Annotated in this window: 13 protein-coding genes; 11 read left to right on the plus strand and 2 right to left on the minus strand. The window is 51.2% G+C overall.

The genetic code is table 11. The features are described from left to right. Positions 1-14: 14 nt before the first annotated feature. The 3 genes from BMW55_RS12505 (at position 15) to BMW55_RS12515 (ending at position 2,319) form a co-directional block, all read left to right on the plus strand. Complete coding sequence (locus tag BMW55_RS12505) at positions 15-449, plus strand: RrF2 family transcriptional regulator (protein WP_211663676.1); 435 nt, start codon at positions 15-17, stop codon at positions 447-449. Between the two features lie 144 nt (positions 450-593). Beyond that, positions 594-1,052, plus strand: coding sequence for a DoxX family protein (locus BMW55_RS12510; RefSeq protein ID WP_089969735.1), 459 nt, complete (start codon positions 594-596; stop codon positions 1,050-1,052). Positions 1,053-1,305: 253 nt separating this feature from the next. Beyond that, a complete protein-coding gene (locus BMW55_RS12515; protein WP_089969736.1) occupies positions 1,306-2,319 on the plus strand; it encodes a murein hydrolase activator EnvC family protein in 1,014 nt (337 codons plus the stop codon). A 42-nt stretch (positions 2,320-2,361) separates the two neighbouring features. Here the strand turns inward: BMW55_RS12515 and BMW55_RS12520 are convergent, their stop codons facing one another. Both BMW55_RS12520 and BMW55_RS12525 read right to left on the minus strand, forming a co-directional pair. Continuing rightward, the gene (locus BMW55_RS12520) at positions 2,362-3,318 is read right to left on the minus strand and encodes a phosphotransferase enzyme family protein (protein WP_089969739.1); all 957 of its coding nucleotides are present in this window, start codon (positions 3,316-3,318) and stop codon (positions 2,362-2,364) included. A gap of 110 nt (positions 3,319-3,428) precedes the next feature. Continuing rightward, on the minus strand, positions 3,429-4,637 hold the full coding sequence (locus BMW55_RS12525; protein WP_089969740.1) for an ROK family transcriptional regulator: 1,209 nt from the start codon (positions 4,635-4,637) through the stop codon (positions 3,429-3,431). Between the two features lie 384 nt (positions 4,638-5,021). Here BMW55_RS12525 and BMW55_RS12530 point away from each other — a divergent pair, with 384 nt between their 5' ends. From BMW55_RS12530 to BMW55_RS12565, 8 genes are all read left to right on the plus strand, one after another. Then, positions 5,022-6,332 (plus strand): ABC transporter substrate-binding protein, encoded by a 1,311-nt coding sequence (locus BMW55_RS12530; protein ID WP_089969743.1) that lies wholly within the window; start codon positions 5,022-5,024, stop codon positions 6,330-6,332. 135 nt (positions 6,333-6,467) lie between these two features. Then, positions 6,468-7,361 carry a carbohydrate ABC transporter permease gene (locus BMW55_RS12535; protein ID WP_425283862.1) on the plus strand — a complete coding sequence of 298 codons (894 nt, stop codon included), beginning with the start codon at positions 6,468-6,470 and terminating at the stop codon, positions 7,359-7,361. Next, entirely contained in the window at positions 7,358-8,233 is an 876-nt protein-coding gene (locus tag BMW55_RS12540; RefSeq protein ID WP_089969745.1) for a carbohydrate ABC transporter permease, read from the plus strand. Before BMW55_RS12535 ends, BMW55_RS12540 begins: the two co-directional genes overlap by 4 nt. 24 nt (positions 8,234-8,257) lie before the next feature. Then, positions 8,258-10,006, plus strand: coding sequence for a TIM-barrel domain-containing protein (locus BMW55_RS12545; RefSeq protein WP_089969748.1), 1,749 nt, complete (start codon positions 8,258-8,260; stop codon positions 10,004-10,006). Continuing rightward, positions 9,999-10,670 (plus strand): aspartate/glutamate racemase family protein, encoded by a 672-nt coding sequence (locus BMW55_RS12550; RefSeq protein ID WP_170839915.1) that lies wholly within the window; start codon positions 9,999-10,001, stop codon positions 10,668-10,670. The genes BMW55_RS12545 and BMW55_RS12550 overlap by 8 nt, the downstream gene beginning before the upstream one ends. Then, positions 10,667-12,142, plus strand: coding sequence for an FGGY-family carbohydrate kinase (locus tag BMW55_RS12555; protein WP_089969752.1), 1,476 nt, complete (start codon positions 10,667-10,669; stop codon positions 12,140-12,142). Before BMW55_RS12550 ends, BMW55_RS12555 begins: the two co-directional genes overlap by 4 nt. A gap of 361 nt (positions 12,143-12,503) precedes the next feature. Beyond that, the gene (locus tag BMW55_RS12560; protein ID WP_211663677.1) at positions 12,504-14,354 is read left to right on the plus strand and encodes an MBL fold metallo-hydrolase; all 1,851 of its coding nucleotides are present in this window, start codon (positions 12,504-12,506) and stop codon (positions 14,352-14,354) included. Positions 14,355-14,375: 21 nt separating this feature from the next. Continuing rightward, entirely contained in the window at positions 14,376-16,850 is a 2,475-nt protein-coding gene (locus tag BMW55_RS12565) for an alpha-mannosidase (protein ID WP_089969755.1), read from the plus strand. The last annotated feature ends 205 nt before the right edge of the window (positions 16,851-17,055 follow it).

Consider the following 17,055-nt stretch of genomic DNA (forward strand, 5'->3'; position numbering starts at 1 on the left):
CAGGTTGGTTTTCGATGTCTTTGCATGCTCTGGCCGTTTTAGCTCAATCCAAAGAAGGTTATACCAGTTGTTATATCGCGGGAAGCGTCAATACGAATGCCGTTTTTCTGAGAAGAGTATTAGCACGCCTGGTCAAAGCGGGAATTATTGAGACAAGAGAGGGACGGGACGGCGGATATCGACTGGCTAAACCGGCGAACCAGCTTACCCTTGCTGAAGTATACAAGGCGATGGAATTGGAAAATGCGCTGGCCCCCAGTCCTGCCGAACCGAATCCTGCTTGTCCCGTAGGAGCAGGAATTGCACTCGCTTTTGACGAAATTGCTATTGAAGTGGAGAAATCCATTATTCAGACATTAGAACAGTATACAGTCGAGCAAATTGCCGATCGGGCCATCCAATTTGCTCTGCAAAAAGAAGTTTCGGAAACTGGATGGCATGACAATTGAAATGGCGAGCTTCCCGTTGATCTTACCTTTAAAATAATTGAATGTAAAAATGATTGACTAACTGTAACTGAAATAGTTATAGTAAAGAGCAGAAGCGGTTGCAGGCTTGGATTTCTTCTGTTTTGTCATTCTGAACTGTTTTCTATGATTAACTGTAACCAGATTAGTTTTAGTTTTGTGGAGGGGAGAACATTGAGCAGAGTGGAAGCAGGTACGTTGCTGTTACGGCTTGTACTGGGAATCACCTTTTTCGTGCACGGCCTGTCCAAGTTCCAGACCGGACTTGGAAATGTTGCGGGATTCTTTGAGGGGATGGGCCTGCCGGGATTTCTTGCTTATATCGTTGCAATCATTGAATTGGTGGGCGGGATCGCGCTCATCATCGGGTTGGGCACAAGAATCTTCTCGCTGCTCCTGGCTCTGACTATGATCGGTGCCATCATTACCGTAAAAGGAGCTGCCGGTTTTATGGGAAACGGGAAGTCGGCAGGATATGAATTGGATCTCGCACTGCTGGCCATATCCGTTTTCCTCGCGCTTTGCGGCAGCGGGATGTACGCGTTGGATTCCTTGTTTAAGAAAAAAGACGCACCAGAATCGTAAAAGCTTGACGATCTCAGGACAGCTGCCGGACTTTTGACGGGTCCGGCAGCTTTTTTTCAGGTTGCGGCAGAGCATACAGTCAAAATATGCTGTCAAATGAGAGGGATTATATTGAATATGAGCAGAAAAAATAGTAGTTTTTAAGTATGGTATCCTGTTGGTGGAGTTGGCGACTACATAACTGATTTTTAAAGTGACGATTCAAGCGGTTGCTTGAACCGAATTCCATCATTTGTACAGAGGAGAAACTCGTATGAAACGACGGATCGGCATTGGATTAATCGTAATCAGTCTGGCGTTTTGCGGTTTCGTGCCAAGCAGCGGTTTTGCGGCAAGTCAGTCGGAATTGAAGAAAATTCAACAGGACAAGCAAAAACAAAAAGAGGAAGCTGAGAAAGTCCTGGATCTTCTTGAAGAGAAAAAGAAAGAGATTGAGAAGATCGAAGAAAAAATGGGGCCGTTGGACGCGCAAATTGCGAAGTTGAATCAGGAGAAGCAACAAAATGAAAAAGCGTTGAACGAGCAATTTAAGAGATTTAAAACGATCATAGAACGTGTTTATTTAAGCGGTGAAATGGAATACACGGTGAAGCTGCTGGAAGCGCGTTCGTTCAGCGAATTTTTGGCCCGGTTCGAAGTTGTTCGCCTCCTCGTGAAACGGGATGCATCCATTTTGCAAAGTTTTATGAAGACAAAAAAGAAATATGAAGACAACATCAAAGCACTGAACCAAAAGAAAGCCGAACTGGCTCCTCTCCTGGAAGAAGAAAAGAAAGCGGTAGAGGAATTGCAAAAAGCGTATGCGAAACATAAAAAAACGATTGAGGAGCTGGAAAAGAAAGAGCTGGGTGCGCTGGGTTTTGTGTCGTACGGAAACGGCATACTCGGGTTTCCGAGCACACCCGGTTACGTTTCCTGGAACTTCGGGCAGGACCGGGGAAGCCACTTCCACGCCGGGATTGATATCCCACGGCCACCCGGGACTCCGATCTATGCCGCTGAAGACGGGACCGTAACGCTGATCAAATCTGATCCCGGAGGATATGGCTACTATATTGACATCAGTCACGGGAACGGCTTAACCACCCGGTATGCCCATATGTACAGGTATACGATTTCTGTCTATGAAGGACAGCGCGTTCGCAGAGGGCAACGGATCGCCGGTGTCGGCAACGCCGGCCGTTCGTATGGAGCGAGAGGCGGTTATCATTTGCACTTTGAAGTCCATAAAAACGGAAGGCCTGTGAATCCGAGACCTTATTTATAAACACTGCAGCCAAGGCTCTCTGAACCAGAGAGCCTTGGTCGTTTATGATGCGAGAACCGATTCGCCGCGCAGCAATTTTTCTTTCATCCGCCGCAGATGCCGGATCGTCTCTTCACTCGCTTTTTCCCTGTTCAGATGGGTCATCTGATGGAGATACGAGAAAAGCAGGCGGAACTCGAGAAAAAAGTCAATCTGCTCCTCCCATCCCTCTTCCAGTTGGTGTTCCAGCAGATAGCCGGACATAAAGCTTTCCAGAAACATCGTTTTAAACCCTGCCCTGTCCTGCTGTTCGACCGAACTCAGCGCATGGTATAACGCGATCGCGATATCATAGGTAAACCAGTGATACTTCACATCGGCAAAATCGAAGAGAATCATTTCCCCCCGGTAGCTGAGCAGAAAATTCCGATGGTGGAAATCATTATGTATCAGTCCGTACGAACGTTCGTTTTTGGGGAAAGTCTCGATCCTGGCCAGGCATGCGTTCAAGCGGTCCCTGATGGAACTCTCCGCGAAGGATAAATCCCGGTGATAAATTTCCCCTTCATTCCATTCTTCAAATGGCGGAACGGACTGGTGCCGGTGAAATTTGCCGGATAAGGAATGCATCCTGCCCATCACTTGTCCCCAGCGGCGGAAAAGGGTCCGGTTCCATTCGGACGGATTTTCAGGGTTGACAAACTTTCCGGGGGCTTTCTGAAAAGAGATGATACAGCAGGGGACGGGAAGGCGGCGGATCTCCTCCACAGTTTTCCCATGCACAGAGAGGATTTGCCTGGGAATGCGGATTCCTTGTGTTCTTAAAAACGACACCCATTGCAATTCAGAATAAATAAGGTTTCTATCTTTGACAGCGATCGGAATCAGCTTCAATACACAAGCTTCCCCGTCACGTTCGTATTCGTAGACATTTTCCCAGAAGCCACCGATTCGTTTCAGAGAACTTTCAGTTCCCCGGAATTTGCGGCAGGCTTCCTTTACGAGCTCTTCTTTCCACATGTCATTTTCCCACCTCTTGTTTATGGCCTCATCCTCATTATATATCAGGGAAAGGGGCAACAGCTTGTTGATTACACCGGGCGGGGAGGGGAGCCGGTTGATTCGCGGCGTCAAGTCAAGTGAAGAGTAAAAATCTCTTCCAAAATCAACGCGGCGGCGCCTGCGATCGCGGAACGTTCTCCCAGAGCTGCGGGCACAATATTCAATTTATCGCGGAAAACGGGGATCACCCGAGTTTTAGCCACAGAAGCAGCGATTTCAACCATTTTCGGGTAAGCTTGGGGAAGGTTTCCTCCAATGATGACTTTCTGGGGATTGAAGGAGTTGATGATGCCGATCAGACCGATTCCAAGCAGGTAGGATGCCTCCTCAATCACCCGGACGGTCAGTTCATCTTGATGGGAGAGAGCTTTCATCACAGCAGTGATATTGACTTGTTCGTTGGCAGGATATGAATGGGATTTGCCTCCGTTTAACAGCAGTTCTTTCTGGATGCGTTTGACAACTGCGATGCTGGAGGCCATGGCTTCCAGGCAGCCGTAGTTGCCGCAGTTGCACCGGGGGCCGTTGTGGTCGATGGTCACATGTCCGATTTCTCCTGCACCGAATTGATTCCCCTTATAAAGCACACCGTCGATGATAATCCCGCCGCCGATTCCGTCGCCAAGCAAAACATAGATGATATTGTCCACATCGCTGCCCACGCCGAACCATTTTTCACCCAAGGCTGATAAATTAGCGTTTTTTTCTACTTTTACCGGTATATTTAAGGCTTCTTGAAGGAGATGTTGAAGCGGAACAATCTCCCATTTGGGTAGGTTTGGCGGGAAGAGCACTTCCCCGGAGTGGGTGTTGATCGGTCCTGGGGCGGAAACGCCGATTCCTATTAATTTCGTATCGTCTATCTTCGCGTCGGCAACCATTTGCCTGACACTTTCTGCAATGATTTTGATATAGGATGCCGGCTCTTTATCCGGCGGAGCCGGGATATGCCGTTGGGCAATCAATTCCGTATGGAAATTCACGAGTTCCAACTTGATGTCCTCTGACGACAGATCAATGGCGATCACATACAAAGCGTCGGGATTCAAATCGTACAGGATCGGCTTGCGGCCGCCGCTTGATTTTCCCACTCCTTGAACTCTCAAAATCCCGATCTCGTTCAGTTCATTAATCAGCTTGGATACAGCCATAAAGGTCAACTGTATTCCCTCTGCGATATCCGCTTTGCTCACCGGCCCCTGTTTGCGTATAAAGTCCAGAATCCGGGTTTGGTTTAATTTTTTAAGCAGATGAAGATTTCCTCTCAGCTGTTGCATAATGAAGACCCCTATTTTTTCAGGAATGGCTGAAATGAGCCATGATTCCCAATCGTTATTCTTATGTATAATCTTAATACTTAACAGATTTTAATCAAAGTGGAAACGGAAAAATGTTTATGACATTCACAGACCGGAGAGGAAACAGTTTCCTTTTCCCCGGCTTCACCATGAGTAAAGGGGAAATGGGTGAAAGGGACGGCTTGCCCGGCCATACTGTGAACGATCAATCTATTAAAAATAGAAATTGACCAAAGATATAATTCAGACTATAATCTAATTTAGGAATAAATAAAAACATGTTTAAACACTTATTAAATAGAGTTTAATAAGTGTTCGGAGAATGGCTTGGTTGGATCTTTTCATAAGGGGTGACTGCGGAATATGAAGAAAGCGCTTTCTTCTCTGGTGGCAATCGTGTTGGTATTCATGATCTTTCTCACGGGTTGCGGGAATTTAATTGGTGCTTCAACGGAATCGGAGCAAAGAAAAGACGGCCGTGTGCAGATTGATTTTTGGTCGTTTTGGGGTTCGGAAACACGCCGGCCTGTGATCGAGAAGATTGTTGACGATTTCAACAAGTCCCAGGACAAGATTTTTGTAAAATATACGTTTATTCCGTTTGGTGATATCTGGACGAAAGAGTTGGCAGCAGTTGCAGCCGGCAATCCGCCGGACGTTGTCATTTCTGATCTGGGCAAGTTAAAACATCGGGCGCAAAAGAACCAGGTTGAAAACTTGGGCCCTTATGTCAAAAACGACCCATCCATTAAAGACCGCTTCCTGCCGCAAGCATGGGAAGCCGTCCTCTACAACAACGAACCGTATGCGCTGCCGTTTAACCTGGACACATATATGCTCTTTTACAACAAAGATTTGTTCAAAGAAGCGGGGCTGGACCCGGACAAGCCGCCGAAAACTTGGGATGAGGCCTTGGAATACTCCCATAAATTGGACAAGAAAAACGGAAACAAATATGAGCGGATCGGCTTCTATCCCCTTTGGGACGCAGGCCCGGATATATGGATGGTCAATGCCGACGGTGAACCGTACTTCGACAAAAACGATAAATCAATGATTGCGGACCCGGAAAACGCAGAAGCGTTAAAGTGGATCAAGAAATTTAACGAGAAATACGGTTTGAACACCATCGACGCTTTCAAAGGCGAATTTGGACAAAAACAGTCTGAACCGTTTATCTCGCAAAAAGTTGCCATGTATGTAAAGAATACGACTTTTTATACACAAATTCGCGATTACGGGAAGGGAATGAATTTTGGGGTGGCCCCGTTGCCGGAGCGCAAACCGGGCAGCGGCCATTACAGTTGGAGCAGCGGATTTGTGGCCGAAATTCCGAAAGGTTCCAAGCATGTGAAAGAAGCCTATGAATTTATCAAGTATCTGACCGATGTGGAGGCGCAAACCTACTGGGGCGCGAAACTCTTTGACAATGTAGCCAACAAGCATGCGAATGACAAGATTTTGGCACAGCTTTCCGGGGAGGCCAAAATGGTGTACCAGGCCGCTGTGGATAATTTGAAACTATCGGTGATGCAAAACATGCCGATCAAGGCCCCTGATTATGACAAGTTTATCAACCCGGAGCTGGATCAAGCCCTCCGTGGTTCCAAACCGCCGGAAAAAGCGCTCCAGGATGCGCAAGCAGCGGTGCTCAAGCAAATGGCCGGACAATAGTAAGAGCGGTGAAGGGGAGTGGGCGACCTTGTTCACTCCCTTCGATTTACGATGATAAAGGAGATGGAGTTTATGAAAACAATGGAGGCGATTATGACCCATGTAAAAAGCAAACCCAAGAAAAAGCTGTTATCGATGCGAAGGAAAGAGGAGCTCCAGGGCTACCTGTTTTTGTCACCCTGGCTGATCGGCTTCGTCTGTTTGACGGCCGGTCCGATGCTCTTCTCCCTGTATGGAAGTTTTACCAATTACGATGTGACCTCAAAAATGGATTTTATCGGCCTTGATAACTACATCCGCATGTTTACCAATGATGATTTGTTTTGGATCTCCCTCTGGAACACCATCTACTATGTCCTTTTCTCTGTGCCGCTGACAACGGTCGGCGCGATTGTGCTGGCGCTCTTGCTCAACCAGGGAGTGCCCGGCATGCGCCTCTACCGGACCATTTTTTACTTGCCCGCCGTGCTGTCCGGGGTGGGGGTATATCTCTTGTGGATGCAGCTTCTCGCTCCATCCACAGGTTTGGTCAACCATTTTCTCGGCTTGTTCGGCATTGAGGGTCCTGCTTGGCTGACCGATCCCGCCTGGACCAAGAATGCGCTGATCTTCATGAAAATGTGGAGTGTCGGGGGCAGCATGCTGTTGTATCTCGCCAGTCTGCAGGGAGTGCCGAAATCTCTTTATGAAGCAGCCGAAATCGATGGCGCCAATGCGATTCAGCGCTTCTTCCATATTACCCTGCCGATGATCACTCCGGTGATCTTCTTCGACATCGTGACCAGTTTGATCTACGGCTTCCAGATCTTCCAGGAGGCTTATGTGATGTCCGACAACGGGGACGGCGGACCGGTGAATTCGCTCCTATTCTACAATCTGCATATGTGGAACAAGGCATTTGAAGTGTTTGACATGGGTTATGCCATGGCCTTGTCCTGGGTTCTGTTTGTGGTCGTGCTCATCCTCACTTTAATCAACCTGAAACTGGCTCCGCGCTGGGTGCACTACGAAGGGGGCGATGAATCATGAGTTCATTCACACAACCGAAACACAGCTATTTCCAAAGTGTCCGCCTTCGAAAAAAATGGATGAACGTTCTTATTTCACTTCTCTTGATTGCAGGGAGCATCCTGATCCTGACCCCTGTCTGGTGGATGATCTCCACTTCCCTGAAATCGATGCAGGAAATTACCCGATTTCCGCCGACGATCATTCCGGAGGAATTCCATTTTGAGAACTACATCAATACATGGAAATCTGCACCTTTTACCCTTTATACGCTGAATACGTTGTTTATCACGACATTTGCCGTCATCGGCAGCGTGTTGTCCAACTCGCTGATTGCCTACGGTTTTGCCAAGATTCGATTTCGCGGTAAGAAGGTTCTGTTTGCCGTCGTTTTGTCTACGATGATGATTCCGGGATTTGTCACCTTGATTCCGCAATATGTTTTGTTCTCCAAGTTAGGATGGCTGAATACAGCTCTTCCGTTGATTGTTCCTCCTTTTTTTGGATCGGCCTTCTATATCTTTTTGCTGCGCCAGTTTTTTATGGGCATCCCCCATGAAATGATCGAAGCGGCAAAAATCGACGGAGCGAGCCATTTTACCATTTGGAGGAGGATCGCCGTGCCGTTGGCCAAGCCTGCCATCGCCACCGTTGCGATCTTTGCCTTTAACAGTGCCTGGAATGATTTTCAGGGTCCGCTGCTCTATTTGAATGATGAAGTTTTGTACACCTTGCAGATCGGGCTGCAAATTTTTAAAGGAGAAGCAGCGACCCAATGGAACTACTTGATGGCCGGGTCCTTGCTCGTCCTCTTGCCGGTGATCATTCTGTTCTTTATTTTCCAGCGCTATTTTATTGAAGGGGCAAACATTACCGCCGGCATCAAAGGCTAAGTTATTGGGTGGAGGAATGGACGGATGAAATGGATCCATGAAGCCAAGCGGCTTGAACTGCACGCTGATCGCTACCGGCTCATCTTTGCGCAGGATCGGCCGTTTGTCCATCTGGAAGATGAAAGCGGGAACAGGCTGGCCGAACTCTTTGTGCTTTCCGGCATCCATCCGCTCCAGGGCCGTGATGATACGACAACGGCGGGAAACTGGAGCGTTTGCCGGTCCGGTCAGGAAGTGGTGTTTACGCTTCAGGCGGAAAGTTCAGTCTGGAAGGCGAAAACCTATCGCTTTCGATGCAGGCCGAACCGTTTTTCATATGAAATGGAAGTGGAAGGAACCGGAAGGCTGGCGGAAGTGAATTATTTTGGGGGATACTGTTCGGCCAATCCGCGCTGGGGGTCCGGATTTTTCTGGTCGGGAACCTCCTTCAAGCAAGGGTTTAATCCCGAACCGAATATGCAGGAAGAGAATTACTTTTCACCGGACAGCGGTTCCGTGATCGACCTGACCGGAGTTCCCCTTCCGGGAAAAGGGGATTGGTTCTTCACCCCGCCGCCTTTTTGTTTCGCCTTTGAAACAGAAAAAGGTTGGATCAGCATGGGAGTGGAGGCCGAGCCGGGGTCCAACACCTATACGGAATATATGTATCACGCGCAACAATTCGGCTTCTATCTTTCTCTCTCTTACGAAGGTTATACGACCGTCCGCGGCTCTTACCGCTTACCGGCGATCGGTTTTGATTTTGCAGACAGCGAATATGATGTATTGAAGGCACATGTTGATTCACTGGCCCAAGCGGGGTACGTCACGTTCAACCCGGAGAAAGAAATACCGTCCTGGTGGGTTGAGCCGATTTTTTGCGGGTGGGGTTCGCAGTGTTATGCGGCTTCATTGGAACGGGGACATGCTCCGGACTACTGCCGGCAGCAACTGTATGAACAGTTTATGAAGACCCTCGATCAAAAGGGGCTCAACCCGGGCATCATCGTCCTTGACGACAAATGGCAGGCAGCCTATGGCGACAACAAGGTGGACCCGGAGAAATGGCCCGATTTGCGGGGATTTATCGATCAACAGCATCAGGCGGGAAAAAAAGTTCTTCTCTGGTTGAAGGCCTGGGATGCTGAAGGTGTGCCGGCAGCGGAATGCATGACCAACGCCTCGGGAATGGCGATGATCGTTGACCCGACCAACCCGGTCTTTGAACAGCGGCTCCGACAGTCTGTCCGTCACATGTTGTCCGCTGACGGATATGATGCCGATGGTTTCAAAATAGACTTTTCAGCGCGGATCGCCAGCGGACCGGGGGTGAAAAAAGCGGGAGAGGCATGGGGATTGGAGCTGATGCGCCTCTATCTCGGCATCATCTACGATGAAGCGAAAAAAGTGAAGCCGGACGCATTGGTGATGACTCATACACCCCACCCCTATCTCAACGATGTGGTCGATATGATCCGGCTCAATGATATCAATACGGGTAAAGACGTGATCAAGGCGATGACCCACCGGGCCAAAGTAGCGTCGATTGCCTGTCCGGATGCGGTGATTGATACAGATAACTGGCCGATGACGGACAGTGCTGCCTGGCGCGATTATGTTGCCTTGCAGCCCCAGCTGGGCGTTCCGTCCCTGTACTATGTGAGCCATATCGATTCCACTCAGGAAGAGTTGACAGAAGATGATTATGCGCTGATTCGCCAAACCTGGGAGCAAGCCCGCAGGCAAAAGCCAGCCGGGAAACGCTCCGCAAAGGATGTGCAGAAAGATGGCTAAAACCCTGGCGATCATTCATACCACTCCGGTGACCGTCACATCATTAAAAGAGTTGGCCGCTCGTTATCTGCCCGATTATAAACTGATCCATTTTATTGATGAATCGATCCTGCCGCAGCTTCGTGAGAACGGGGGAAAAATCGAAGAAGTGGAAGAACGGCTGGTTCAGTATGCCGCTTTTGCGGAACAGTCGGGGGCAGATGTGATTCTCAACGCCTGTTCCTCTGTGGGAGAAGTGGCGGAAAAAATGAAAGAACGGGTTCAGGTCCCCGTTGTCCGCATTGATGAGGCGATGGCGGAAGAGGCCATCCGGCGCGGGAAGAGGATCGCGGTTGTAGCGACCCTTTCCACTACTTTGGTTCCAACCCGAAAGTTATTGGAGACGAAAGCGGCAGAACACAGGAAGCAGATTCACCTGCACCCGGTACTGGTAGAGGAAGCATTCCGCCGCTTACAGGCAGGGGATGCCGATGGTCATGATCAACTGCTGGTCGAAAAGCTGTCCGAGTTAAGCAAAGAGATGGATGTAGTGGTGCTTGCCCAGGCATCCATGGCGAGAGCCGCGGCTCAACTCCCTGCACCGGAACAAGAGAAATGTTTGACCAGCCCCGAACTCGGTATGAAACTTGTTGCTGATGTGATGCAGGGAAGCGCAGGGCAATGAATCTCCTGGCGATCGATATCGGCACCACCCATGCGAAGGCAGGATGGTTCGGGGCAGACGGACGGACGGGAAAAACAGCGGTCCGTAAAACAACCGCTCATGTAAATCAAAAGGGTGAAACTTATTTTGATCCGGAAGAGTTGTGGGGTTCGGTTGCCTCGGCGATCAGGGAAGTTCTGGCGAATGGAGAAACGGTTGCGGCTGTGGGCATCGCCAGTATGGCGGAAACGGGGTTGCTCATCGACCGGCGGACAGGGAAACCGAGATCTTTCATGATCCCGTGGTTTGACCGCCGGAGCTTGCCGCAAGCGGAGCAGATCGCCCGGGAGGATCCGGCCCTGTCCCGTTTTTCCAAGACAGGGTTGCACCCCAGCTTTAAATACGGACTGACCAAGATTTTATGGCTGAAAGAGCAGGACCCGCAGATCACCTTCGGCGCGGTCTGGTTGTCTGCGGCAGATTACATTGCTTACCGGCTGACGGGAGTGCTGGCAACCGATTATACGCTGGCCGCGCGAACCTATGCATTCCGCATCGATGAAAAAAGCTGGGACGAATCGTGGATCCGCCATTTCGGACTGAAAACCGACTTATTTCCCGAAGCGGTGGCAAGCGGGCAGAAGATCGGCGAAACGAGGGAGTGTGGACAGCTGGGTCTCGCTGACGGCATCCCCGTGGCGATTGCCGGCCATGATCATGTCTGTGCCGCACTCGCTGTCGGCGCTGTCCGCCCGCAGGTCGTGTTTGATTCCATCGGCACGGCAGAGACGCTAATGGGGATCATGCCGGAACAGGCCTTGGGAGCCAGAGAATATAAGTCAGGACTCAGTTACGGAATTCATGTGCTTCCAGGCTATGGTTTTTGGATGGGGGGATGTTCCGCTTCCGGGGGCTCTGTTGAATGGATGAGGGCACAGCTTGGAGAAGAGCCTCTCTCCTATGAGCAGGTGATCGATCTGTTGGGTCAAGCAACTCCGGGGCCAACGGGTATATTCTACTATCCGTATTTAGCCGGTTCGGGAGCGCCTCATCCAAATCCGGGAGCGCTGGGAGCCTTGCTTGGCTTGCGTGCCCATCACACCCGCTCCGACTTGCTCAAGGCGATTCTGGAAGGGACCGCTTATGAGATGGAGTCGATTCGGCGGACAGCAGAACGGGTGACAGGTACCTCCATTCGCGAGCTGATTGCTGTGGGCGGAGGCACTAAAAACCGGCACTGGATGCAGATTAAAGCCGATATATCCGGATGCGAGCTGTACCTCCCGCAATTGGCTGAAGCGACGCTGCTCGGTGCTGCCATGACGGCGGGAATCGGTTGCGGGATCTATCGCGGAGTGGAGGAAGCCTCTATTCTGAGCCGTTCACAACAGACAGAGAAATTATCGCCAAATCCGGATCATCACGCCGCCTACCGCCGGCTCTTTGAGCAAGGATATGTGCTGGCGGGGGAGTGGGTCAGGCGAATGGAATGAACGGCGACGAGGAAATGAATATATCGTAATACCGGGAAACATCATCACTCCGAAACCCAGTTACCGCCATCGCGCGTTGGTTCCCGTTTTCCCCTTTTGCGCGCCGGACAGATGAATATATCCCCACCACTCGCCCGGAGTTCACAAAAAGAGATGTCCGCCTGCCAGTAGCGGTCGTTCCGATCATCATGAGCCGGAAAGATTTCAACCATTATTAAACACTGTTTAAAATGATTGTTTTTACAGCAGGAAAAAGGCGGCGACCAGGAAGTGATCGGCATCACCGGGCGGCTGCGGCAGTCCGTTACGGGTCGATGGCGACGGTTCTTTGCCGCATTTCATTGATCCATGGAGAAAACGGTTGGGGGCCAAGCAGGGTGGTGCCCCGGTCAAACAGAAGGGCAGAGAGCGGATGAGACAGTTATCAGAACATCTCTTTCAATTTGATGATACCTGCCATGTGTATGTGATCAAACACGGGAGGGAGGCGATTTGCGTCGATTTCGGATCGGGCGCGGTGCTTGAAGCCCTTCCCCACATCGGGGTGGAACGCATCACTGACATCTTGATGACCCATCATCACCGTGATCAGGGACAAGGATTGGGACGTGCCGCACAGCAGGGGATTCGCATCTGGGTTCCCCATGCGGAGCAGGACCTGTTTGCCCGTGTCGACGACCACTGGCAGGCGCGTGAGCTTTTCAACAACTACAACATGAGGCAGGACCGGTTTTCCCTGCTGGAATCGGTGCCGATCGCAGGGACGTTGAGAGATTATGCGGTTCACCGGTTTGGCCCCGTCGACATCCGGGTCTTGCCGACTCCGGGGCACACGGTAGGTTCGGTCAGTTTTCTCACCACGGTGGACGGCAGGAAAATCGCGTTCACGGGGGACCTGATTTACGGGGAGGGGAAAATCTGGTCGCTGGCCGCCACCCAGTGGAGCTATAACGGAGCGGAAGGAATTCCTTACACGATTTTGTCTTTGCTTTCTGTCAAAGAGGAGTCGCCCGAATGGCTGCTGCCCTCACACGGAGAGCAGATGGTTAATCCGCCGCGGGCCATCGATCTGCTCGTGGATCGGTTGTGGGAGCTTCTCCGCCATCGCGGGCATAATCTTCGTCTCTTCCAATTCCGCGATCAACCGTATGAACCATTAACGCCCCATCTCCTCCGCAATCGGACCAGCGTGGCTTACTCCTATGTGCTTTTGTCCGACAGCGGAAAAGCGCTATTCATCGATTTCGGATATGACTTCATGGCCGGATTCGCCAGCGGAGCTGACCGCGCGGCTCGCAGGCCCTGGCTGGCAACACTGGACGCTTTGAAGAAGCGGTTTGGCGTGTCCAAAGTGGATGTCGCCATCCCGACTCATTATCATGATGACCATGTGGCCGGTTTGAATCTGCTCAGGGATGCGGAAGGGACACAGGTTTGGGTTCCCCGCAATTTCGCTGCTATTCTTCGCCGCCCGGAACGGTATGATTTGCCTTGTCTCTGGTACGATCCCATTTCCGTCGACCGGGAATTGCCGCTTCGCACACCGATCCGGTGGGAGGAGTATACGCTCACCCTGTATGAACAGCCGGGCCATACCACTCATGCGGTAGCCATTTCGTTTGAAGCGGACGGGAAAAAGATCCTCGCCATCGGGGACCAGCACGGGGGAGATCAATGCGAACAGTGGAACTATGTGTACAAGAACGGATTCCAGAGCAGCGATTACGTGGAAAGTGCCAGACTGTATCAGCAACTTGCCCCGGATCTGATCCTGACGGGCCATTCCGAACCGTTTTGGGTGACCCCTGACTTCTTCCGGAAAAATCTCGAAAAAGGAGAATGTTTGCATCAACTGCACGAGCAGCTTTTGCCGCTGAACGAGGTCAACTTTGGCACAGGCGGGCAAGGAGCATGGCTCGAACCTTATCAGATCGAAGCAAGGGCCGGGAAAACGTTTCAGTTGGAGGCGACCGTCACCAATCCGTTTGCGCATCGCTGTGAGGTAAGCGTATCGCTGGCGGTTCCGCATGGTTGGTCCGCTCAGCCGGAGACGGTGCAGATGACGCTCCAAGGGCATGGAACAGGGACCGCACGCTTTGAAGTAACCCCGGCTACCCAGCCCCGGCGCCGTGCCCGGATTGGTCTTGATGTGAACGCAGGCGGACGGAAATGGGGCCAGCTGGCAGAAGCGCTGGTAACGATTACATCATAACCTCGGTTGGAGGCGAGCGAGATGAAAGATAAAAAATTGCACATGATCGGCAACGCCCATTTGGACCCGGTTTGGCTGTGGCAATGGCAGGAAGGATTTCAGGAGACGAAAGCCACATTCCGTTCCGCGCTCGACCGGATGAAAGAAGACGACGAGTTTTTATTCACTTCCAGTTCGGCGGCCAATTATGAGTGGATTGAAAAGAACGAGCCGGAAATGTTTGAAGAGATCAAACAGCGCATAGCCGAAGGACGCTGGGAAATTGTGGGCGGCTGGTGGGTGGAGCCGGATTGCAATCTTCCCGGCGGAGAATCGTTTGTGCGGCAGGGGCTGTATGGACAGCGCTATTTTAAAGAAAAGTTTGGCGTGACCGCCAAGGTGGGTTACAACGTGGACAGTTTTGGGCATCACGCCATGTTGCCGCAAATTTTAAAGAAAAGCGGAATGGATTTTTATATTTTCATGCGTCCCAATCCTCAGGAAAAAGGCTTGCCCGGCCGGCTGTTCTGGTGGGAGTCGGATGACGGTTCACGTGTACTCACCTTCCGTATTCCCTTTGAGTATTGCACCTGGGGCAAAGATATTGAAAAGCATGTACGGCGAACCGCAGGTGAACTGCGACCCCCGTTTGATGAATTGATGTGTTTTTACGGGGTGGGCAACCACGGCGGAGGACCAACCAGAGAAAATCTGGCCAGCATTCGCCGCTTACATGCCGACCCCCGGTTCCCGACGCTGGTATTCAGCACACCCAACCGCTTCTTTGCTGAAATCAGCAAGCAAGATTTGCCGTTCCCGGTTGTTCACGATGACTTGCAGCATCATGCCAGCGGTTGTTATGCGGCTCATTCCGGCATCAAAAAGTGGAACCGGCAAGCGGAAAATCTGCTCCTGGCTGCCGAGAAATTTTCGATTCTGGCCAATTGGACCACGGGTCAGCCGTACCCGGAGGATTTCGACCGGGCCTGGAAAAATGTTCTCTTCAACCAGTTTCATGATATTTTGGCCGGAACCAGTCTGGAAGAGGCGTATGAAGATGCGCGCAACATGTACGGGGAAGCGATGTCGATCGCCAGCCGCGGGTTGAACTATGCCATCCAATCGCTCTCCTGGAGGATCGGGATTGAACAGGAAGAGGGAATGCTGCCGATCGTTGTTTTTAACCCCCATTCGTGGAACGCCAAGGTAAATGTGGAACAAGAGGTAAACAAACTGAAGCCGGATGCGGTCCTGGTGGATGAAAAAGGCAATCAGGTTCCCGTGCAAACCGTACAGTCGCATGCCACGGCGGGCCGCAACCGGATCTGCTTTATCGCCGATCTTCCGCCCATGGGTTACCGCGTCTACAAAATCCGCCTGCAAAAAGAGAAGGAATCGTTTCCAACCGTCCATGCGGACAATCACTCCCTGGAAAATGATCGTTACCGCATCGAGATCGATCCGTCGACAGGGTTCTTGACCCGCTTGTTCGACAAAGAGAAAAAGCTGGACCTGTTGGCAGGACCGGCGGCCCGTCCGGTGGTGATCGAAGACAAAAGCGATACGTGGTCCCATAATGTGCTGCGTTTTGACAAAGAAGTGGGTTCCTTTAAAGCGAAAAAAGTGTACCTGGCGGAACACGGGCCGGTCAAGTCGGTGATCCGCGTCGTCAGCGAGTACGGCAAGTCGACCCTGATTCAAGATTTCACGATGTATCGCGAGTTGAACCAGATCGATGTCCATGTCACGGTGAACTGGCAGGAGCAGTTTAAAGTGTTAAAGCTGAAATTTCCGGTCAATCTCATTTTCCGCAAATCGACTTACGAAATTCCGTATGGTCATATCGTCAGGGAAAATAACGGCGAAGAAGAACCGGGCCAAAGCTGGATCGATGTCTCCGGAACCCATCCGGAAACGGGAGAGTTGGTCGGTTTGAGCTTGCTCAATGACGGCAAGTACAGCTTTGACATCCACAACAAAGAAATGTCGCTCACGGTTCTGCGCAGTCCGATCTATGCACACCATGATCCGGCTGTCCCGGATGAAGAGGGGTTCTATTCCTTTATCGATCAGGGAATCCAGCGTTTTACTTACTCCCTGCTTCCGCACTCCGGCAGCTGGGAAACGGCGGGCACGGTCAAACGGGCAGCGGAGCTGAATCAAAAGCCGGTCACGCTGATCGAGACCTATCACGAGGGCCCGCTTCCGCAAATCGATTCGTTTTTGACCGTGAATCAGGACAACGTGATCGTGACCGTGCTGAAAAAGGCGGAAGACAGCGATGCTCTCATCGTTCGCTGTGTGGAAACGAATCATTGGGCAAGCTCGGCGCGCATCGAACTGCCGAAATGGAACCGGGTGATCGAAGCCGATTTTAAACCGTGTGAAATCAAGACTTTTCTGGTCCCGAAAAATGCGGAACAACCCATTGTGGAAACCAACCTGTTGGAATGGACGGATGAAACAGATGGGGAAGGCATCGAAGAATACGGCAATCCGCGCCTGGTTAACCGGTGATGGCGGATGCGAAAGATCACAGGGAATGTGCTTAGCCCGCAAAGGATGGAGATTCGTTTGCAAACGCGATCCGCAGACGCAGATCCGGTTCCGTTTCCGGCCGGGTATCCGTCATAGGGGTGATTTGACCGGTTCATAAACGGTAAAGTCAGGGCTTCTCGGTAAGAAAGCGGCTTTTCGCCATGAGGTGTACAAACGGGAATCA

The sequence above is a fragment of the Lihuaxuella thermophila genome (assembly GCF_900110165.1).
GTDB classification, from domain to species: Bacteria; Bacillota; Bacilli; order Thermoactinomycetales; family Thermoactinomycetaceae; genus Lihuaxuella; species Lihuaxuella thermophila.